This is a genomic window from Nonomuraea sp. NPDC049684, from assembly GCF_044465345.1.
Classification (GTDB): domain Bacteria; phylum Actinomycetota; class Actinomycetes; order Streptosporangiales; family Streptosporangiaceae; genus Nonomuraea.
Genome location: NZ_JBITLO010000001.1, coordinates 1,110,267 through 1,131,217, shown reverse-complemented (window position 1 = coordinate 1,131,217; position 20,951 = coordinate 1,110,267). Strand labels below are relative to the sequence as shown.

The following is a 20,951-nucleotide window of genomic DNA, read 5'->3' as shown; positions in this document are numbered from 1 at the left end:
TCAGGAAGGAGGGGAGGAGTCAGGAGAAGGTGCGGCCGGTGAGGGCGAGGAAGGCGTCATCCAGCGTGCGCTTGTCGATACGCAGGCCCGAGACGAGCAGGTCGTGCCGGGCGAGCTGCGAGGTGACCGCGCTGGCGAAGTCCCCGCGGCCGGTGACGACCGCCGTTGCCCCGACCACCTCGACCGAGGTGACCCCGGGCAGGCCGCCCAGCAGCGCCGGCAGCTCCGCCGCGGTCCCGTCCAGCAGCGTGAAGCGCATCTCGTGCTCGGCCCCGACCAGGCCGGCGGGCGTGTCGAGCGCGACCACCCGTCCCCGGTCGACGACCGCCACCCGGTCGCACAGCTCTTCGACCTCGTCCATGAAGTGGCTGACCAGCACGACGGTCACCCCGCCGTCCCGCACCTGCTTGATCAGCTCCCAGGTGGCCCGCCGCGCCTGCGGGTCGAGCCCGGTGGTCAGCTCGTCGAGGAAGGCCACCCGGGGATTGCCCACCAGGGCCAGCGCGATGAACAGCCGCTGCTTCTGGCCGCCGGACAGCTTGCCGAAGCGGGCGTTGCGCTTGTCCTTCAATCCCCACTGATCGAGCAGCTCGCGCCAGTCGCGCGGGTTGCCGTAGAAGGAGGCGTACAGGTCCAGCGCCTCCCACACCTTGATGTTCTCCGGCAACTGGGTGTGCTGGAGCTGCACCCCGATCTGCCGCCGGAGTTCACCGCCCGCGGTGAGCGGGTCGAGCCCGAGGACGCTGATCCGGCCGCCGTCGGCCCGGCGCAGGCCCTCCACGCACTCCACCGTCGTGGTCTTGCCGGCGCCGTTCGGGCCGAGGATGCCGAAGATCTCCCCGGCCTCCACCGAGAAGGTGACGCCCTCCAGGACCGACTGGCTTCCGTACTTCTTGACCAGGTCTGCGACTTCGATGACTGCCATGGCACAAGCATCGCCTCGCGGCCCCGGCCGGCGGATCGTCCCGGCAGCTACCGTTGGCCGCGGATGCGGCTGATCGCCTGATCCACCGAACGGTGGATGGCGGACCCGGCAGAACACCGTCAAGAAGCTGCACGCGCTCGGAGGTCGACGGTCGGAAACCCCCAGAAGGGCTCGTTCCGCTCAGGACGACCCATAAGCCCAGGTAGGTAGAGTCGATAAGGCGTTGGGGCACGTTTGAGGGGGACAGATGGTGGAGTCGTTCGGCAGTCTGCTGCGGAGCCGTCGGCAGGCCGCCGGGCTCACCATCGAGGAGCTCTCCGACGCCTCGGGCGTCAGCGTGCGGGCCATCAGCGACATGGAGCGCGGAATCAGCCGGAGCCCGCAGCGGCGTACTGTCGAGGCGCTGGCCGAGGCGCTGCCGCTCGACGACGCGCAGCGGGCGGCGCTGGCGCAGGCGGCGCGGGCGGGACGGCTGCGCCAGGACGCCCCTGCTCAGGGCGCGTGTGAGCTGCCCCGCGGGGTGGGCGACTTCACCGGGCGGAGCCGGGAACTGCGCACGTTGCGCGACCTGGCGGCCCGTGCCGCGGACGCGGAGGCCGCCGGCGAGCCGGCCACGGGAGCGGCCGTCGTGGCGGCGGTCTCCGGCGCCGCGGGGATCGGCAAGACGGCGCTGGCCGTGCGTGCCGGCGGGCAGCTGGCGGACCTGTTCCCCGACGGCTGCTTCTACCTGGACCTGCGCGGCATGGACCCGATCCCGCTGGACTCGGGGACCGCGTTGTCACGGCTGCTCACCGCGTTGGGCGTGGCCGAGCGGCGGATCCCCGTCTCCGAGGAGGACCGCGCGGGCCATTATCGGGCCCTGCTGCGCGAACGGCGGTGCCTGATCATCCTGGACAACGCCGCGCACGAGAGCCAGGTGCGTCCGCTGCTGCCCTCGGCCGGTCCCGTGATGACGCTGATCACCAGCCGCCGGCCGCTGGCCGGGCTGGAGGGCGTGCACCAGCTCCCGTTGGCGCATCTGGCCGCCGACGAGGCCGCCGCGCTCCTGCGCTCGATCGTCGGCGCCGAACGTGCCGAAGCTGATCCTGACGGTGTGGCGCGGGTGGCGAGCTTGTGCGGGAACCTGCCGCTGGCGTTGCGTATCGCCGGCAACCGGCTGCAGAGCAGGCCCGGCTGGACGGCCGGGCACCTGGCCGAGCGGCTCGGCGATGAGGGACGGCGGGTGGAGTCGCTGTCGGCGGGTGACCTTTCCGTGGCCGCCGCCTTCGCATTGTCCTACCGGCAGCTCTCGTCGCCCGCGCGGCAGAGTTTCCGTCGCCTGGCGCTGGCGGCGGCACCGGATTTCGGGGTCCCGATGACCGCGGTCCTCACCGAACTCGGCCTGGCCGACGCCGAGGACGCCCTGGAGGAACTGGTCGACCTCGGCCTGCTGCTGTCGCCGTTCCCCGGGCGTTACCGCTTCCATGACCTGGTGCGGTTGTTCGCTCGCGCCCGGCTGTCGCAGGAGGAGCCGATCGAGGCCCAGCGGCGGGCGCGGCGGCGGATGGACGAGTGGCTGCTGGAGGTCGCGACGGTCGCGGGGCGCTGGTTCGAGCCCGACTACGGGGCGCCGCCGCCGGACTGGAGCGCGCTGGTCGAGCTGGACGACCAGCGGCAGGCCCGGGAATGGCTCATGGCGGAGGGCGAGGCCTGGTTCGCGGCTCTGCGTACGGCGGCCGGCCTCGGCGAGCACGCCCGGGTGGTCGAGGTCGCCGAGGCGATGCACTGGTTCTCCGACCAGTGGATTCACTGGGAGCACTGGCCCGAGATCTTCGGCCTGTCCGCAGCCGCCGCCCACGCGATGGACGACCGCAAGCAGGAGGCGGTCCACCTCAACTACCTGTCCTGGGCGCGTACCCACTGCCAGGCCCGCTACGACGAGGCGGAAGCGACCGCGCTGCGCGCGCTGGAGCTGGCCCGAGGTGTCGGCGACCTGCGCCAGCAGGGCTGGGCGCTGATCTACGCGGCCTGGGCGCTGTGGGGCCGCAACGATCGGGTGAGCGACGAAACCGCGCTGGACCACCTCCGGCAGGCGGCGGAGCTCTTCCCGGAGGCCGGGGACAGGGAAGGTTACGCCCAGGCGTTGATCGGTGCGGGCCACTGCTTGAACCGGTTGGGGCGGGTGGAGGACGCCGTCCGGCACAACCTGGCTCTGGTCGATCGGCTGCGCGATCCCGCCTTCGGCGGTTCCCCGGACCTCGTCGGTCAGGCTCTGGCGATGGTGCTGGACCAGGTGGGTGACGGCTACCGAGCACTCGGACGCTGGCAGGAGGCCGCCGACCATTACCGTGAGGCGTTGCGGGAGATGCGCGTGCCGATCGGCCGGGCCATGGCGACGTCGCTGACCAAACTGGGCCGCGCGCTGGTCGAGCTGGAGCAGGTGGAGGCGGCTCGCGAGGCGTTCAAGGAGGCGCTGGAGCTGTACGAGGCCGCCGGCGACACCGACCGGGCGGCCCAGGTGCTCGCGGAGCTTGACGCGGTGAGGCCCCTCACGGCTCCACAAAACGCTGGATGAACGTCAGGGCGGTGCCGCAGACCTCGCGCCAGCCGTGGTCGACGGTCAGCGAGTGGCCCCGGCCGGGCAGCTCGATGATCTCGGTCAGGTGCTGCTCGTTGCGAGCCTGCCTCTTGTAGGAGGCGTGCGCGGCGGCCCACGGGACGATGCGATCCAGCTCCCCGGAGATGAGCAGCAGCGGTCCCCGGTCCTTGGCGGTGGCATCGCACTCGCCCCACGGTCGCAAGTCCGTGGCGGGCGCCTGGAGCGGCGGTGCGCCCGGCGTGGGCACGACGAACGCCTCATACAGCCGCCCGGCCTCCTCCTCGCCGACCGCGTTGGCCAAGGCGCGGCGGAACTGCTCGTGGGTGAGCGGTGCGGTGCCGCTGACACGGGCCGGGGACATCGGTGACGGCAGCACCGCGGGCAAGGGCGACGGGCTGATCGCCACAGCGGCGCGGGCCAGGCCGCGTCCCGCGATGATCTGCGTCAGCAGGCCGCCGGCGCCATGGCCGACGACGGCGGGCCTGTGCTCCAGCCCGCCGATCAGGTCCGCGAAGTGGTCGGCGGCTTCGCCGCCAGGCCAGGCGGGGAGGACGGACGCGAATCCCGCCTCCTCGAACACGTCGGCCCAGCGCTTCCAGCTTGAGGGGAGCAGCCACGGATCGTGGACGAACACGACGGGGGTCCGGCCGGTGGCGTTGGCGCGGCGGACCTGGGCGAGGTCGGAAGTGGAGGGCATGAGTCCGTCCTGTCGGCGGGGAGTCGGCTGCCGCCGCTCGACGACGCCTGGCGACGATCGCGTTGCCGGAGGGTGCATCTCCGGGACGGTCGTTTCCAGGCAGTCGTCGAAGCGGGTGGGATCAGCGTGTGGCGCGTGCGGCCTTGTCGATGATCTCGGCGGTCTTGCCCGGCTGGGAGACCGACACGGCGTGGGAGGCCGCGACCTCGACCGTCGATGCGTGCGCGCGCCGCGACATCCACCGTTGGGCAGCCGGCGGGATGTTCTTGTCGCCGGTGGCGATCAACGACCAGGCCGGGATGGTCTTCCAGGCTGCGTCCGTCGCCTTCTCCTCCAGCGCGGCGACCGCGACGGGCCGCTGGGAGGCCGCCATCGCCGCAGCCTTGCGAGCCGGTACGTCGGCGGCGAACTGCTCGCGGAACTTGTCCTGCTTGATCGTCAGCTCGACCGCCGTGCCACCGCCCGGCAGCTGGTAGGTCCACTGCTGGGTGTTGGGCCCGAGGGTGCTGCCCGGGTATTTGTTCGACAGGGCCAGCGCGCTTTCACCCTTGTCCGGCAGGAACGCCGCGACGTAGACCAGGGCCTTGACCGAGGAGTTGCCTACGGCGGCCTTGCTGATCACCGCGCCGCCGTAGGAGTGGCCGACGAGGACCACGGGGCCCTTGACGTTCTTGAGCACACTGGTGAGATAGGCGGCGTCCCCGGTCAGGCCGCGTAGCGGGTTCGCGGTGGCGAGCACCGGATAGCCGTCCCGCTTCAGCTTGGTGATCACGCCTTTCCAGCTGGAGGCGTCGGCGAAGGCGCCGTGCACCAGCACGATCGTCGGCTTGGGCGGGGCGGCCGCCTCGGCGTGCGCGGGCGAGGGCGCGGCCAGTAGTGCGCCCACGGCGGTGGCGAGCCCGAGGGCGAGCGCCGCCTGGCGGCGAACCCGGTTGACTGCGACCTTGGTCATGATGTCTTCTCCTTCAGGGTGTGCGGGATCTCCGCGTGCGGGCCGCGACGCCAGGGTCGCGGCAAGGCTGGTCTCGCAGCCGGGGTGTTCGACACGGCGGGGGTGTGAGAAGGCGCGGGTAGCGCCGCCGTACCCCGGCCGAGGTCAGCGGATCGTCTTCGCGGCGGCGATGATCACGGCTGCCACCGCCTCGGGCTCCGAGGCCGGGATGGCGTGCGAGGCGCCAGGCAGTTCGACGCTCTGGCGTGAGCCGGCGCGTTCGGCCATGAAGCGGTGCGCGGCGAGCGGGATGTTGCGGTCCAGTTCCGGATAGACGAACCAGGACGGAATCGTCTTCCACGCCGGCTCGCCGGCGCCCTCGTTGAGCGCGACGGTGTTCAGCGGCCGCTGGGTCGCGGCGTCGAGCGCGGCGCGCTCGGCCGGCACGTCGGCGGCGAACTGCTGGTGGAACAGGTCCTGCCGGATGTACAGGTCGACGCTTCCGTCGGGCAGCGGCACCTCGGCCAGGGTCTGCCCGAGCGTCCCGCCGGGGTACTTGCCGGACAGCTCCCCGATGCTCTCACCGGCCTCGGGCGCGAACGCGGCGACGTAGACGAGGGCCCTGACGTGGTCGTGGCCGACTGCGGCGTTGGAGATGACGGCGCCGCCGTAGGAGTGCCCGACGAGCACGACCGGCCCCTTGACGGTGGCCAGGACGGCGGAGACACCCGCCGCGTCACCGGACAGGCTGCGCAGCGGGTTGCCCGCGGCGATGACCGGGTAGCCGTGCGCGTGCAGGCGCCGGATGACGCCGTTCCAGCTGGCGGACTCGGCGAACGCGCCGTGGACGAGAACGATGGTCGGCTGGGCCGTACCGGATGACATGATCGCTTCTTTCCGGCCGGGCTCAGCGGGTGGACAGGATCGTGGACAGGAAGTCGACGGCCTGACGGATCGCACCTTCGGCCGCGTGGGTGCCGCGCAGGGCGTTGAGCATCACGAAGTCGTGGATGGCACCCTGATAGCGCACGGCGGTGACCGGCACCCCGGCCTGCCGCAGCTTGTCCGCGTAGGCTTCGCCCTCGTCGCGCAGTACGTCGGCCTCGGCGGTGATGACCAGCGCCGGGGGCAGGCCGGTCAGGTCCTCGACGGTGGCGCGCAGCGGGGAGGCGGTGATCTCGGCGCGCTGGGCCTCGTCGGTGGTGTACTGGTCCCAGAACCACTGCATGGCGTCGCGGCGCAGGAAGTAGCCTTCGGCGAACTGGTGGTAGGAGCCGGTGTCGAAGGAGGCGTCGGTGACCGGGTAGAACAGCACCTGCCCGAGCAGCGGCACGTCGCCGCGCTGCTTGGCGGTCAGGGTCAGCGAGATGGCCATGTTCCCGCCGACCGAGTCGCCGGCAACGGCGATCCGCGAGGCGTCCAGGTCGTGCTCGGCGCCGTGCCGCACGATCCACTGCGCGGCCGCGTAGTTCTCGCCGATCGCGACCGGATACCTCGCCTCCGGGGAGAGGCTGTAGTTGGAGAAGACGACGGCGGCGCCGGTGCCGGCGGCCAGTTCGCGAGCGAGCCGGTCATGGGTGTGGTCGTTGCCGAACACCCAGCCCGCGCCGTGCACGTAGAGGATCACCGGGAGCGGCCCGCTGGCGCCTTCCGGCCGGTAGATCGTCAAGGCGGGTTCGCCGAGGGTCTGCCGGATGGTGCCGGGCACGACGATCTCGGGGCTCTGGACCTCGTCGACGGCCTTGCGGCCCTCGACCGGGCCCAGATCGAACAGGTACGGCGGGTTCGCGGTCGCCTCGACGAACGCTTGCGCCGCGGGTTCGAGAACTGGTTTGTGCATGGTGGAGGCTCATTTCCTGTGTGGTTGACGTTGCCTCGTGCGGCGATCCCGCGAAGCGGGTCGACGTCGGCAAGGGCTGATCAGCGGCAGCACCGCCGCGCTGAACACCTCGGGCCGGTACGCCGACAGGCCGTCGACGAGCCGGGCTTGACCGGCCACCGGGAGGCTTGCTGGGTCAATCACACCGTGCGCCGGCGCTGCGGAACAGGCGGAACCACATGCAGAAACACTCCCGCAGGTGGTTCCGCCGCTGTTCAGCCGGTCGGCGTACCGGCCCGGCCGGGGGCGACCGGGTCACCCACGCCACCTACCAGACCGTGCTGGGCACAGCCCCTCCCTCAGCGAGGTTGATTAAGGCGATGAGGTCAGCGCCCGCGACGCGACGTCAGCGGCCCGGAGCGCGATCACGGCGAATGAAGGACATGCACCGCGCCACCGCTTCCTCCGCCGCCGGGCGACGTTCACGCCCCTGTGCGGTTGGCCCTTCTGCCGGCCGAGCAAGGCTGTACCGAGGGCGACCACAACGTCGCCGCCCTCGGGGGCGAGGAAGCGTACGGCCAGGAAGTCGGTGTGGAGATGGCCGAGGACGGCGGAGGTCACGCAGGCCCCTTGCGTCGGGCATGTGAGCCACCTGGTCCCCGAACGCCAAGATCCAGACTTCGCCATCTCTCCTGAACCTGTCTGCTGCGAAATCACCGACATCCTGGGCATGGCGGACTGCCTTCACCGAAATGGACGCACGCCCCTGCCGGCTCGCCCGTCACACCGATCAAGACCATCCGGGGGAAGACCGAGGCGAGCAGCCGGGCCACGTTCTGGGCGCCCATGATGGCCTTGGCCAGTTGCGGGGCCTGCCGCAGCCATCGCCCACCATCGACACATCGGCAGCCGTCAGGGTCTACGCTGTGGCGCGCGGCCCCCGCCCGATCTTGGTTTGTCTTCACGAACTCCGAACGATCACGCGGTGGCCGTTGCCACGTGACCCGATCCCACAAGATCGCGAAGTGTCACCGAAGCAGTAGTCATGGACTCCCGGAACCGTCAGGGCCTGGTGAGTCACCACGGATCCCGGCCGAGGTGCCCGGCCCGGCGGCCGGGCACCGGTCGTCGGGTCACTTGACGATGATCTCATGGGTGGCCTGGGCCGGCCCGGTCCCGCCGTCCCCCGCATAGCTCGCGAGGTAGCTGTACCTGCCGGCGTTGGCGGGAATGTCGGTGAACGTGTAACTGCCGTCGGCGTTCACCCTCACCGGCGGGAGCTTGACGGCCTTGCCGCTGGTGCCCTTGACGTACAGGGTGCGCTGCACGGTGAGCGTGGACCCCGGAGAAGGCGGCCTGCCGCCCCCCGCCAGGACGCCGCTCAGCTCCACGGCCGTGCCGGCGACGCCGGACTGTGGCCCTGTCAGGGTGAGCGTGGCTTCGCGCTTGACCGTCACGAGGCCGGAGGCGCTGCTGCGGCGGTGGCCGTCGTCGCCGTCCCAGAACACCCAGTAGATCACCTCGCCGACGTACGGCGGCAGCTCGAAGACGGGCGTGTCCTGGAAGGTGAACGTGCCGTCCTGCCGCGTCGTCACGCCGGTGATCGGCAGTTTCGTCCAGCCGGGCTGGTACTGGATCACCGTGAGCGGCTTGAGCCCGAGCGCCTCGCCATCGGCGCTGGTGAGCCGCCCCTCGACGGTGATCGGCGAGCCTACGTACGCGACTGCGGGGACCGTCACCGTGAGCTTGGTGGCCGGTAGCGCGACGCCCGTCACCCGCCACAGCAGCAGCCGGTCCGTGGAGCTGCGCAGCAGCGCGAAGACGTCCGTGCCGGAGAACGCGACGCCGTCCGGGAGCAGTTCGGCGTCGGGCTGGTCGACGGCGAACAGCTCCGTGCCCGTCGCGGCGTCGTAGAGGGTGAGGTCGGTGCTGCCCCACGGGCCTCCGGCCGCGACGTACGCGCCGTCCGAGCCGAGTGCCACGGAGGACAGGTACCCGTTCCAGCCGTCGCCGTAGGTGCCGGTCGCCGCCAGGGTCCTGGTGTCGTACCTGGAGAGGTGACCGGGGGCGTCGGCCGCGCTGAACAGGGTGCCGCCGTCGGAGCTCAGGGTGAGATCGCGCAGGGAGTCGATGTGCGACTCCTCGCCGTCGATCGTGCCGCGCAGCGCGGGAGCGCCCTCGCCGAGGTCATAGACCAGCATGTCGGCGTGGTGCAGGGCGGTCTGGCCGACCACGAGCGTGTCGCCGGCGGCCGCAAGCACGGGAGGCCGCAGGTGCTCGCCCCCGACAGCCACGGGCGCCGGGACGCTCGCGCTGAGATCCAGGCCGACGACGCCGCCGGGGCCGTTGTCGCATCCGTGCCCCACCCACAACCGCTCGCCCAGCAGCGCCAGGGTGGACGGGCAGGGGTGGGCCGACAGGTCGATCCGGCGGGTGACGGCGAGGCTCGCGGTGTCGATCTCGGCGACCTCGTTCGAGGCGGTGACAGCGGCGTACAGGCGGGTGCCGTCCGCGTTCAGGGCCAGCTGCTGGACGCCGGGCAGGCCGGTGACGACGCCGCCGGTGAGGTTTCCGTCAGTGTCGGCCACGATGATGCGGTCGCCGGCGGGCACGAACACCCGGCCGCCGCCGACGGCCAGGTCCGCGGCGTAGGAGTCGGCGACCCCGAGGTCGGTGGTGGTGCCAGCCGCCGAGGCGGCGGGGGCCGTGACAGTAAGCAGGCCGGTGATCAGGCCGGCGGCACCGCAGTAAGCGGCTAATCGGCGAACCAGGGATGGGGACACGAGAGCCTCCTGCCAAGATGAGAACACGTGTTCTAATAACGTCTCATGGGTGCTCCCGCGTCAAGATCATCCGGCCGTGCGACACCAAACCGTGATCAAGCACCCTCCGGCCTTTAGACCGGAACGATTGTCGGTGCGCGCTGACAAAGTCGCCGCCATGACGATTCCCCTCACGTGGCTCCGCGCCGTCCGCGGCCCGGCGGACTGATGGGCACCTTCTGCCAGATCACGCACTGCGGCGCGAGCAAGAGCCTTTCATGTGCTCACTCGGGGGCTCGCGACACTTGTTCTCGTGGCCCACGGCAGCATCGGGCTTGTCATGGGCCACGAGCTTCACCACTCCAGCCGGTGCCGGGACGAGCCCAGCCAGTCCCGCTCCGCAACAGCTGAAGTGTGAGGGAGGACAGGCACCTGGCGCCTGCTCGCTGCCCGCCTCCCTCACCCCCCGCTTTCGCTGCCCGCCCGTGCCGCCCCTGTGCCCCCGGCCGGCAGCCGCCCATCCTGGGGCCTGTGCGCGGCCCAGGATGAGGCCGTGGGACGGCGTCCGGTCCTGCTGTCCAGCCACGCCGTCCCACGACCGTCCCGCCAGCTCGGCGAACACCGCCATGAACGCCCCCGGGGGGAGGGGAGGACTCGAAGCTTGCCTGCGACTCCAGCATCCTGCCTGACGGCTACTGGCCCTACTGCTCCACGCTCTGCGGAGACTGCCGCCTTCGGCGTGCCGAAGATCACCGCAACGGAGTGGAGGACCTCGTCCTGGCCTCCATGGTGCGGGCCGGTCACCCCCTCCCGCAGGCGCCCACGCCTCGCACCGAAGCTCCCAGGCCGACCGCGGCTTCGGTCCAGCCCGTGCGCTCTGGGCGTGCTCTCCCTCTGACGTTGTCCCGTTGGGAGTGACATGAACCTGCCGGTGCTACTGATCCACGCAGCTGCGCGCCCCACCTCTGGCATGGCTCGCAGTTTCCCGCCCCGATGCGCGGCCCGGCATCGGGACGGCCCAGCCGAGGGGAGGCGGGTCCCGCCGCCCCTCGGCTGCCCTTACGAGTCGCCTCACCCTCCGAGGACTCCCATGCCTGTCCCGCCCCCTGCTCCTGATGGCGGGCTTCTATGGCTTTGTCCCGCCCGGTGAGGAGCCGCCACGCTGGCCATGGCTGATACGGCTGCTGGACGGCTGCGATCGGCTGCGATCTGAGGCGGCCCCCCGCATCAGCTACCGTGGCGCCGAACTCAGGTAAGGGCATGCACGCGCCGCCCCAACGGTAGGCGAGGCCCGCTTGACGAGCGGCACCATGACTGTCACGCGCAAGGCCGATACGGCACTCCCGAGCTCAGCGAGCCCTGGACCAACCCCATCTGGGCTTTTGACACGTCAGGCGACGAGGCCCGGGCAGTGGCGGCAGGCTCGCTCGCCGCCCTCGCCGGTGGCGGGGGATCCTGCCATCCTCACGAAGTGGCCGGCTCGGCCGTAAGCGGCGGCGACGCTGAGTCCGCCGGCGATGCGCGCGATCACCGCGGCGGGGGATCCGAACGCCTGCGGGCGTCATCAGACCGGGTCTCTACGCTCGCGTTCCCCGCCTTGCGCGGGCAGTGCGCATCACCGCGATCAGCACGGCTGCGACAGTGACGATCAGCAGACCCGCCATGGCCGCGAACCTCGTCTCGGGCGCGTTCAGCCATGCCTTCAGTTCTCGTCCCGCCCTGCGCGCCCTTGCTCCGCCAATGGCGGGGACCCTGTCGGTCATCAGCGAGACGATCTCCGCAGTGGCCTGGCGATCTGTGGCCGCGGCGGGCACGGCCGGCGGGCGAGGATGCGTCCGCGGGTCTGGAGCGTTCATCACCGGCCCATTCCCCGCTCACCTCGCTCCTGAACGTCCACCGCGGTGCGCGGAGAACGCGGGCTGTGGAGTCACCTCGATCGGCGTGGAGGTGAAGTGGCTGGAGAGGCGCATCGCGGCCGAGCACTCAGCGGTCCGCCCGGCATGTTCCGCACCGAACTGACCGTCACCGAGCCTGCCTGTGTTGTGGCGACCGCGCCGGGGCCACTGCATCCTGTTCCTGGACGATCCGTACAGGTCCTGGTGGTCGGCAGCGCGGTTTCTCGTGCCTGAAGCGCAGGTGACCTCTAGGCTGACCTGCCAGCAGACATACTCGCCCACATGGGGACGCCTCATGAAAGGACTGGCTTGTCATCGCTTCGTATGCACCATCAGTACTACACCGGCGCGACTGTGATCACGATCGCCGGAGAGATCGATCTGGCCAGCGCCGGCCGCCTGCGTCAGTACCTCGCCGAGGTGGCCTGGTTGCCCGCCGAACATCTGATCCTGGACATGACCGACGTCGCGTTCATGGACAGCACCGGCTTGAGCGTGCTGCTGACGGCCTACACCGCGGCCCGACAGCACGGCGGCATGGTCCATCTGGCCGGCCTGCACGGTGCCCCCGCCCGCCTCATCGAGATCACGCGACTGACCGACCATTTCCGGCTGCACCCCAACACCAGCACCGCGCTGGCTGCCTTGACGACGGGCTGAACTCACGGCGGTTGCCATGCGCAGCTCCAACTCGGGACCGGCATGTCAGGGCGAGCCGGCCTGTGGTCACGACGTCCAGGCGATCATCGCCACGGCTGGCCCCCTCGTGTGGGCGCCAGTACGGCAACACGTCAAACCGGCACGTCGAGGAAGACCTCGAAAGCGGCCTCGCGTTCGTCCTTCGGCGTCAAGCGGTAGAACGCGGCCGTGGTCTGGTCATCAAGCCGATGCAGAGCCCTGCACGTCGGGTGCACTTGCTGCCGGCAGCCCAACTCCAGAAGGGCCTGGCTGACGAACTGGCCTCTGAGCTGCAAGTCCGATCTCGACGGAGTGAGCACGTCAGACTGACCCGGCGCCACTGGCGCGCGACTATCCAGCAGCATGCCGAGAACATCGGTTGTCATCGAGCACGGTTCGCGCCGGATGGACTGAGACGTCAAGGTCGGTGCGTTCCAGCGGTTCCTGGACCTGAGGCAGATCGAAGTGGGGCCGCCAGGCGGGCAGCCGAGGACTGCGACAAGGGAGGAGCCCAGTCCATGCTGACCCTGTCTCCAGCACTGACGTGAAGTCAAGCGGCTTCGGCCGGTGAGTCGCCCCGCTGGGCGACAATGCCGGATGTGATTGTGGACAAGGCGATTTACCGCGACGGCGTACGCCACACCATCCGCGGCGACATCAGCGACGCCTTCGGCGACGCCAGGGCTCGGGGCGGCTGCTTCCTGTGGATCGGCCTGCACGAGCCCAGCCAGGAGGAGTTCGACCTGATCACGAGCGAGGTGAAGCTCCACCCTCTGGCGGTGGAAGACGCCATCCACGCCCATCAGCGTCCCAAGCTCGAACGTTACGGCGACACTCTGTTCGTGGTGCTCAAGACGCTGCTGTACGTGGAGGACGGTTCCGACATCGAGGTCGGCGAGATCAACCTGTTCGTGGGCGCGGACTTCGTGATCAGCGTTCGGCACGGGCAGGCCAACCCGCTGACACGGGTGCGCAGGCGGATCGAGGCCGACGCCGACCTCATGGCCATCGGGCCTGCCGGAGTGCTGTATGCGATCTGCGACCAGGTCGTCGACACCTACTCGGAGATCTCCCACGAGATCGAGCACGACCTCATCGTGCTGGAACGGCGCATCTTCAGCGGCGAGCAGGCCGACGTGACCGAGGACATCTACTCGCTCAAGCGCGAGGTGCTGGAGTTCCGGGCCGCGCAAGATCCACTGATCCCTGTCCTGGAGGAGATGGTCAAGGGGCGGGTGGAGTTGTGCGTCGCGGCCCGCGACCAGTTCCGCGACGTACTCGATCATCTGCTGCGGGTGGACGCCGCCGTCGACGAGCACAACGAACTGCTCACCAACGCCCTGAACGCCCACCTGGCGCTGGTGGGTCGCGAGCAGAGCGCGGCGGCCATGCAGCAGAACGCGGACATGCGCAAGATCTCGTCGTGGGCGGCGCTCATCGCCGTCCCCACCATGATCGCGGGGGTGTATGGCATGAACTTCGACCACATGCCCGAACTGCACTGGCTGCTCGGTTATCCGCTGAGTCTGGTGGTCATGGTCATCGCCGTGATCATCGTGTACCGGCTGCTGCGCAGGAGCGGGTGGTTGTGAACGACACCGCGCCGTCGGGCGTTGGCTGCCGATGAGATGATGCAAAAGAGAGCCCCAGGTGCAAGACGCGCCGACGAGCCACGAGGACGGGTCATCAACGAGGTGCGGCGCCGCAGGTCCGCTCAGGTCATGGCCGCCGGTGGCTTCGCATGCATGGAGGAACTGGTCGGCGTGAGCTCTGGCACGGTTCAGCCGAACAGGGCCCGGAACCGGCGACGCAATGTTTTGGTCATGTTCTCCGGGTAACCGGAGTATCCAGTCCGATGTCTGAATCCCCAAGATCTCGAGACAAGGAGAGTCGCATGGCAGGCCATTATCTTCTGAAGAAGACCCCTTCGGGTTACCGGTTCAACCTGGTGGCAGGCAATGGCGAGATCATCGCCACCAGCGAGAGCTACACGACCAAGGCCAGCGCCCTCAACGGCATCGACGCGGTGCGACGCAACGCCGACAGTCGCATCGACGACCAGACCGGCGAACAGCAGCAGGCCGGGGGCGCTTCTCAGCGGTGACGGCGTCCATCCGGCTGCCGACAAGCTTCAGGGAAGGCAACGGCGGTCGGCTCCGCGCCGCTGCCGCCTTCTCCCGACCGCGCCATCGGCCGGAGCGGTCCGCGCGTTCGTCGTGATCACAGGAACCGCGCGGCCTGGAACAGGCGAGACAGCATGACACTGCTGGAGAAGCCGCTGTAGCTGCCGTTCAGCGCGTGTGGCGGGCCGAAGGTCGGCGCTGTGTCCAAGCGATGTGGAATCTCGTCGCAGGGCAGGGTGTTTGCGCCGCGCACGCCGCGGTGGCGACCCGCGGAGCCGGTGCAGCCTTCACCGGGCGGAGTGGGTCCGTGTCCCGCTGTCGGGTGGAGCGGCCGCGGCGCACCGCCTGCCGGCGGTCACGGTTGCGCGAGCGCCCGGAGCGCGCGGGCCTCTCCCGGACGGTGGCCGGTCTCACGGTGCACGGCCAGGGCGAGGTGGCCCTGGCGGACCGCCTCCGCGCGATCACCGGCGGCCAGCGCGACCTCCGCGAGCGCCGTGTACGCCAGCCCCTCCAGCAGACGGAACGAGCGTTCGCGCGTGATCAGCAGGGCCTCCCCGGCGAAAGCAGCGGCCTCCGCACCGGAATCCCCGCCCGAACCCGTGCCGGAATCCACCGCGCCCGCCAGGCCGATGAGCGCGGCGGCCCGGACGGCCAGGTGCATGTCGCCGGCCAGGTGCAGCGCCCTGCGGTGGTGCTCGGCGGCCTCGGCCCGGCGGCCCGAGCGCCCGCAGACCGTCCCCAGACTGTTGTGCGCCAACGCCTCCGACAGGCGGTCGCCCAGGTCGCGGCTGACCGCCAGGGCGCGTTCGGCCAGGGACCGGGCGGCGTCGTGGTCACCGAGCTCGCAGTGCACCTCGGCGAGGTTGACCAGGCAGGGCAGGAGCACGGCGGACGACCCTGCCGCCTCGGACCGGGCCCGAGCGATGCTCAGGTGTTGCAACGCCTCGTCGAAGCGGCCGAGCAGGTGGCAGACCTCGCCCAGGTTGCGGGAGATCATGCCGTCGGTGTCGGCGGGACGCAGCCCCAGCGCCTGGGTGAGATGGCGGTGGGCGGACTCCAGACGGCCCAGCCGGGCGTGGACCGCCCCCAGGTTGACGAGCTTGGCGGCCTGCCAGAGCGGCAGGCCGTCGGCCTGGTCGCGGGCGATGCCCTCCAGCAGGCAGCGGGCGGCCTCGTGCAGCCGGCCCGTCCGCAGGTGGAGGACGGCCAGGTTGTTCTGGACGGAGGAGACCCCCTCCTTCCAGCCGCCCTCCTCGGCCAGGGCGAGGGCACGGTTGTAGAGCGGCAGCGCCTCCGGGTCCTCCTGGAAGGCGCGCGCGTTGGCCAGGGCGAGCGTGGCGGCCGCCCGCCCGGCCGCGTCGCCCTCCTCGAACGCCGCCGCCATCGCCGACCGCGCGCACGACAGCCAGTGCTGCATGGTGCCGGTGTGCCAGAAATGGCTGCGCAGCGCGTCGGTGAGGAGCCACGCCGAGGCCCACGGGCCCGACCGGGCCGCCTGGTGGACCGCGGCCACGAGGTTGCCCTGCTCGGCCGTCAGCCAGGCGGCGGCGGAGGCCAGATCGCCGAAGGAGCGCACAGCCACGCCCGCGGGCGCCGGGCCGAGCGGCAGCCTGGCGTAGTAGGGGTGGCAGCGGCCGACGGCGGCGCGCGTGTTGAGCAGATACCAGGAGTGCAGCCGCTGCCGGGCCTCGGCGAGGTCGCCGGAGCTCTCCTCCGCGGCGGCCCGCTCCGAGGAGTACAGCCGCAGCAGGTCGTGGAAGCGGTAACGACCGGGCACGTGCTGGTCGACCAGGTAGGCGCCGGTCAGCGCGGACAGCTCCCTCCGGGCCTCGGCCGTGCCGGAACCGGTGAGCGCGGCGACCGCGTCGAGCGGGAAGTCCATCCCAGGCACCAGGCTGAGCAGCCGGAACACCCGGGCCGTCGAAGGGGCCAGCGCCGCGTAGGAGAGCGCGAACGCCGCCTCGACCGCCGTGCCGCCGGCGCCGCCGGTGCTGCCGATCGCCAGCTCCGCCAGCCGGTCGCCGCCGCGCAGGGCCGTGACGTAGGCGGCCGCCGTGCCGTAGCCGCCCCGCTGGATGTTCGCAGCCGCGATCCGCAGCGCGAGCGGCAGGTTCGCGCATAGCCGGGCCAGCTCGGCGAGGACCTCGGGCGGCGTGGCGGCGGCGCCCGCACCGAGGACGTGCGCCAGCAGGCCGGCGGCCTCGCCGGGGCCGAGCACGTCGAGCCGCGTGATCAAGGCGTCGCCGTGGACGTTGAGCCCCGACAGGTCGTTGCGGCTGGTGACCAGGACGGCGCTGTGGCCGCTGGCCGGGATGAGGGGGAAGACCTGCTCGGGGTCGGTGACGTTGTCGAGCACCAGCAGCAGCCGCCGGTCGGCGGTCAGGGACCGGAACAGGGAGACGCGGGACTCCACGTCGGCCGGGACGGCCCCCGGCCGCACGCCGAGCGCGAGCAGGAAGCCGGTGAGGGCGTCGGCGGCGGTCCTGGCGGCCTCGGGGGAGTAGCCGTGCAGGTTGTAGAAGAGCTGGCCGTCGGTGAAGCGCCGGCGCACCCGGTGGGACCAGTGGACGGCGAGCGCCGTCTTGCCGACCCCCGCCGTGCCGCTGACGACCGCGACCCTGGCCGCCGTCGGGGCCGGGTCGCCGATGCCGAGATGGGCGGTCAGCTCCCGTAACTCCCGCTCGCGGCCGGTGAACGTGGCGATGTCGGGCGGCAGCTGGGCCGGAACGGGCGGCCTGGAGGACGGCGGCGGCGGCTCCGCCGACCGGCTGCCGCTGGACGTCACGGCCTGATCGGAGGCCATGGCAGCTCCCGGGCCGTGGGGCGCGACGGCCCCGCGGCGCAGCACCTGGGCGTGGGCGCCGGAGAGCTCGGGGCCTGGCTCGACGCCCAGCTCGTCGCGGAGCCGGCCGCGCAGCTCGCCGAACAGCCGCAGCGCCGCGGCCCGCTGACCGGCCCCGGCCAGCGCCAGCAGGACGCGCGCGTTGAGGCCCTCGTGCAGGGGCTCGGCCGCGACCACCTCCCGCAGCCGCGCCAGCGCCGGCTCGTGCCGCCCGTGGGCCATGGCCAGGTCGGCATAGGCCAGGACGGCGGTCAGGCGCTGCTGGGACACCCCGACCACGACAGGATGATGGGCGGCACGCGGGGCCAGACCGGCGAGCACCTGCCCACGCCACAGCAGCAGCGCCTGCTCGTAGGCCCGCTCCGCCTCCTCCGGCGCGCCTGCCGCCCGGTGGGCGGCGGCGACCGCCAGCGTGGCGGTGAACACGAGCAGGTCGCTCTCGTCGCCCGCCAGCCCGAGCCGGTAGCCCTCGCCGACCCGGCCGATCAGCTCGGTGCCCGAGCCGGCCCGCACCCCGGAGAGGAAGCCGCGCAGCCGCGACACGTGGGTGTGCACCAGATTGTGGTAGCTGGCGGGGATCTCCTCGCCCCACAGGAACTCCACGATGTCGGCCGTCGTGACGACGTGGCCGGCCCGCAGCGCCAGCAGGCCGAGCAGCCGGCGCTGCATGGGCGGCCGCAGCTCGGCGGCGCACCCGCGCACGCGCAGCGTCAGCGGCCCGAGCAGCCCGATCCGCAGCGCCGGGTCGGGCTCGGCGACGGACAGGCCGGCCGCCTCCGCCACCAGGCGGACCGACCTGGCGCGCGGATCGCGCAGCAGGCCCCGCTCGATGTCGCGCAGCGTGCGCACGCTGACGCCGGCGCGGCCGGCCAGATCCTGCTGGGTGACGCCTTCCCGCTTCCGGTAGGCGAGCAGGCTCTCCGCCAACTTCATGCCGACACGCTACTGCTCCGCGCCGACAGGATCTCCTGACCTCCTTCCGGTACGGTGCCGGTGCCCGCCGTTCCCGCAGGTCGTCCGGACGATGGGGGCTCCAGGCGGCGTCCAGTGCCCGGAAAACCGGCTCTCCTACGCTCGGCGTGTCGATCGCAGGGGGTGACGATGTTCCGGTCCGTGGTGGCGTTCGCCGCGAACGGGGTCAGCTCGTACGGGGTGAGCGCGCTGAGCGGCGTCTTCGCCGACCGCTCCCACCTGGGGCTGCCCGCCTTCTCCTTCACCGTCTGCGCGGAGGCCGGCGGCCGGCTGCGGACGGACCTCGGCCTGTGCATGCAGGTGGAGCACGGCCCCGAGGCCATGGACCGGGCGGACCTGATCATCGTGCTGCCGGCCGGCTCCGGCGCCATGACGCTGGGCGAACCGGTCTCGCGGGCCCTCGTCGCCGCCTACCGCCGCGGCGCCGTCGTCGCCGCCTACTGCAGCGGGACGATCCTGCTGGCCGGCACCGGCCTGCTGGACGGACGGCGCGCCACCACCGACCGGCGCCTGACCGGCCTGCTGGCCGACGGCTTCCCCAAGGTCACGGTGGACCCCGACGTCCTGTACGCCGACGAGGGACGCGTCGTGACCGGGGCGGGCGGGGCCGCCGGTGTCGACATGTGCCTGCACCTGCTGCGCCGGGAGTACGGCGCCGCCGTCTCCAACGCGGTGGCGTGGGAGTCGATGGTGGCGCCGCGCGGCGAGCGGGGCCAAGTGCGGTACGTCCCGGCGCCCTCCGGCCACGCCGGGCGCGCGGACGCCGACGGCGACGGCCGCATGGCCGAGGTGCTCGCCATGACACCGGACCGGCTGCGGGACGTCCTGACCGTCGACGACCTGGCCAGGCACGCGTTGATGAGCTCGCGCACGTTCGCCCGCCGCTTCCGCGAGGCCACCGGCACCACGCCCCACGCCTGGCTGACCGGCCGCCGGCTCGACCGGGCCGAGGAACTGCTGGAGACCACCGCCCTGCCCGTCCAGGAGATCGCCAGGCTCGTGGGGTTCAGCTCGGACGCCGTGCTGCGCGACCACTTCGTCAGGCGGCACGGCATCTCGCCCCGCCGTTACCGGCGGGCCTTCAGGGAGCGGGCCGAGGCCGTCCGGGCGCGGCAGGCGTCCGGACGGCCGGGGCCGCTCACCGAGCCGGTCAGTTCTCCTGACCCCAGTGGATCCCGGCAGAGTAGAACGACGTGCCGAAACCGGCTCCGGCCGACGGCGTGCACCCCATCCCCTGGGCGGTGACCGAGCCGGTCCTGCGGCAGTGGTCGGCCGTGCCGTCCCCGTTGCAGTCCACCCGCCCGGGTTCGGCGCCACGCCCTCCAAAGGTACTTCGGGACTGGGGGGCACATTCGGGGAGGAGATCTGCTCGTCCGAAGCGTTCTGCGAACGTTCATGATCTCCTCACGCCAGCGCCGGGACGAGGGGGCGGACAGGCCCTTAGCCTCGCCAAGGTCATTCAGACCCTGAACAAGCGGAGTGTCCCGTGCGTCATCACCATGCCCTGGCAAGTCTGGCCTTCGTTTGCGTGCTCGCCGTGCCGGCGTTCGCCCACGCGTCGACGGCCGACGGCCCCGGCGTGCTGCCCCAGAAGACCCACTTCGACCTGCAGGCCCACCGCGGCGGCCTCGGTATGACGACCGAGGAGTCGCTGGAGGGGTTCGCCAAGGCGTTGCGCCTCGGGGTGACCACACTTGAGCTGGACACCCATGTGACCAAGGACCTGAAGGTGGTGGTCAACCACGACCGGCAGATCAGCGCCCAGAAGTGCCAGGACACCGCGCCCGTCACCCCCGGGGACCCGATGTTCCCGTACGTCGGCAAGTTCATCAAGGACCTGACCCTGGCCCAGATCAAGACCATGAACTGCGGCTACAAGCAACTGCCCGGCTTCCCCGAGCAGGAGGTGGTCGACGGCTTCCGGATGGTCGAGCTCAAGGACGTGCTGGACCTTGTCAGGAGTCACCGGGCCAAGCAGGTCAAGCTGAACATCGAGACCAAGGTCGAGGCGGGCGCACCGGAGCAGACCGCGCCGCGCGAGCTGTTCGTGGGCCGCGTGTTCGAGGAGATCCGCGCCTCGGGCATCGAGCGCCAGGTCACCATCCAGTCCTTCGACTGGGGTGCCCTGATGGAGATGCACCGGCTCGCACCGGAATGGCCGCTGGTGGCTCTGACCAACTACGACTTCCTTCAGGTGGGCAAGCCGGGCGCCTCCCCGTGGCTCGGCGGGCTCGACGCCGACGACTTCGGCGGCGACTTCGTCAGCGCCGCCGCTGCCGTCCCGGGCGTCACGGCACTGTCCCCGGTGTACGGCTTTCCGCAGAACGGCACGATCAGCGACCCGACCTTCCGCTTCTACGTCACCGAGAAGATGGTGTCGGACGCGCACGCGCGCGGCCTGAAAGTGATCCCGTGGACCTGTGACGACCCGGCCACGATCGAGGCCCTCATGGACATGGGGATCGACGGTCTCATCACGGACTACCCGGACCGGGTCCGGCGGATCATGGCCGACCGCGGCATGCGCCTGCCGAAGCCCTACGACAAGTAGCCCTACGACGAGTAGCCCTCGACCGCTCCTGAGCGCTCTCGCGGAGAAGGCGTCCGTCCTGCGGAGTTGCGCCGGCCGCCGGGAGGTTCCGGCGGGTGTCGCGGACGAGGGCGGCGGCGTCGGCGATGGAGTCCAGCTCTGGTGCGGCGCCGGCGCGATGCCTCCGCCACTGAGGCGG

General features: G+C 71.4%; 14 protein-coding genes. 6 read left to right on the top strand and 8 right to left on the bottom strand.

The window, feature by feature from the left end:
• Window positions 1-19 precede the first annotated feature (19 nt).
• Window positions 20-925, bottom strand: coding sequence for an ABC transporter ATP-binding protein (locus ACIBST_RS05060; protein WP_397169229.1), 906 nt, complete (start codon window positions 923-925; stop codon window positions 20-22).
• A 247-nt stretch (window positions 926-1,172) separates the two neighbouring features.
• Between ACIBST_RS05060 and ACIBST_RS05055 the strand changes: the two genes are divergently transcribed.
• A complete protein-coding gene (locus ACIBST_RS05055) occupies window positions 1,173-3,479 on the top strand; it encodes a tetratricopeptide repeat protein (protein ID WP_397169227.1) in 2,307 nt (768 codons plus the stop codon).
• Here the strand turns inward: ACIBST_RS05055 and ACIBST_RS05050 are convergent.
• The 5 genes from ACIBST_RS05050 to ACIBST_RS05030 all read right to left on the bottom strand — a co-directional run bounded on the left by ACIBST_RS05050 (window position 3,454) and on the right by ACIBST_RS05030 (window position 9,733).
• Window positions 3,454-4,200, bottom strand: coding sequence for an alpha/beta fold hydrolase (locus ACIBST_RS05050; RefSeq protein ID WP_397169225.1), 747 nt, complete (start codon window positions 4,198-4,200; stop codon window positions 3,454-3,456). The genes ACIBST_RS05055 and ACIBST_RS05050 overlap by 26 nt on opposite strands.
• Before the next feature lie 121 nt (window positions 4,201-4,321).
• Entirely contained in the window at window positions 4,322-5,152 is an 831-nt protein-coding gene (locus ACIBST_RS05045; RefSeq protein WP_397169223.1) for an alpha/beta hydrolase, read from the bottom strand.
• A 144-nt stretch (window positions 5,153-5,296) separates the two neighbouring features.
• On the bottom strand, window positions 5,297-6,016 hold the full coding sequence (locus ACIBST_RS05040; RefSeq protein ID WP_397169221.1) for an alpha/beta fold hydrolase: 720 nt from the start codon (window positions 6,014-6,016) through the stop codon (window positions 5,297-5,299).
• A 22-nt stretch (window positions 6,017-6,038) separates the two neighbouring features.
• Complete coding sequence (locus ACIBST_RS05035; protein ID WP_397169220.1) at window positions 6,039-6,971, bottom strand: alpha/beta hydrolase; 933 nt, start codon at window positions 6,969-6,971, stop codon at window positions 6,039-6,041.
• A gap of 1,112 nt (window positions 6,972-8,083) precedes the next feature.
• Complete coding sequence (locus tag ACIBST_RS05030) at window positions 8,084-9,733, bottom strand: hypothetical protein (protein ID WP_397169218.1); 1,650 nt, start codon at window positions 9,731-9,733, stop codon at window positions 8,084-8,086.
• Window positions 9,734-11,931: 2,198 nt separating this feature from the next.
• Here ACIBST_RS05030 and ACIBST_RS05025 point away from each other — a divergent pair.
• Complete coding sequence (locus ACIBST_RS05025) at window positions 11,932-12,267, top strand: STAS domain-containing protein (RefSeq protein ID WP_397169216.1); 336 nt, start codon at window positions 11,932-11,934, stop codon at window positions 12,265-12,267.
• A 131-nt stretch (window positions 12,268-12,398) separates the two neighbouring features.
• On the opposite strand, the gene ACIBST_RS05020 is transcribed toward ACIBST_RS05025, so the two are convergent.
• Window positions 12,399-12,650, bottom strand: a complete 252-nt coding sequence (locus ACIBST_RS05020) for a hypothetical protein (protein WP_397169214.1) — start codon at window positions 12,648-12,650, stop codon at window positions 12,399-12,401.
• A gap of 234 nt (window positions 12,651-12,884) precedes the next feature.
• Between ACIBST_RS05020 and ACIBST_RS05015 the strand changes: the two genes are divergently transcribed.
• On the top strand, window positions 12,885-13,877 hold the full coding sequence (locus ACIBST_RS05015; RefSeq protein ID WP_397169212.1) for a magnesium and cobalt transport protein CorA: 993 nt from the start codon (window positions 12,885-12,887) through the stop codon (window positions 13,875-13,877).
• A gap of 302 nt (window positions 13,878-14,179) precedes the next feature.
• Complete coding sequence (locus ACIBST_RS05010) at window positions 14,180-14,389, top strand: YegP family protein (protein WP_397169210.1); 210 nt, start codon at window positions 14,180-14,182, stop codon at window positions 14,387-14,389.
• Window positions 14,390-14,763: 374 nt separating this feature from the next.
• Here the strand turns inward: ACIBST_RS05010 and ACIBST_RS05005 are convergent, their stop codons facing one another.
• Window positions 14,764-18,183 (bottom strand): tetratricopeptide repeat protein, encoded by a 3,420-nt coding sequence (locus ACIBST_RS05005; protein WP_397169209.1) that lies wholly within the window; start codon window positions 18,181-18,183, stop codon window positions 14,764-14,766.
• A 168-nt stretch (window positions 18,184-18,351) separates the two neighbouring features.
• Here ACIBST_RS05005 and ACIBST_RS05000 point away from each other — a divergent pair, with 168 nt between their 5' ends.
• Together ACIBST_RS05000 and ACIBST_RS04995 are read left to right on the top strand one after the other, a co-directional pair.
• A complete protein-coding gene (locus ACIBST_RS05000; RefSeq protein ID WP_397169207.1) occupies window positions 18,352-19,467 on the top strand; it encodes a GlxA family transcriptional regulator in 1,116 nt (371 codons plus the stop codon).
• Between the two features lie 283 nt (window positions 19,468-19,750).
• The gene (locus ACIBST_RS04995) at window positions 19,751-20,773 is read left to right on the top strand and encodes a glycerophosphodiester phosphodiesterase family protein (protein ID WP_397169205.1); all 1,023 of its coding nucleotides are present in this window, start codon (window positions 19,751-19,753) and stop codon (window positions 20,771-20,773) included.
• Window positions 20,774-20,951: the final 178 nt, after the last annotated feature.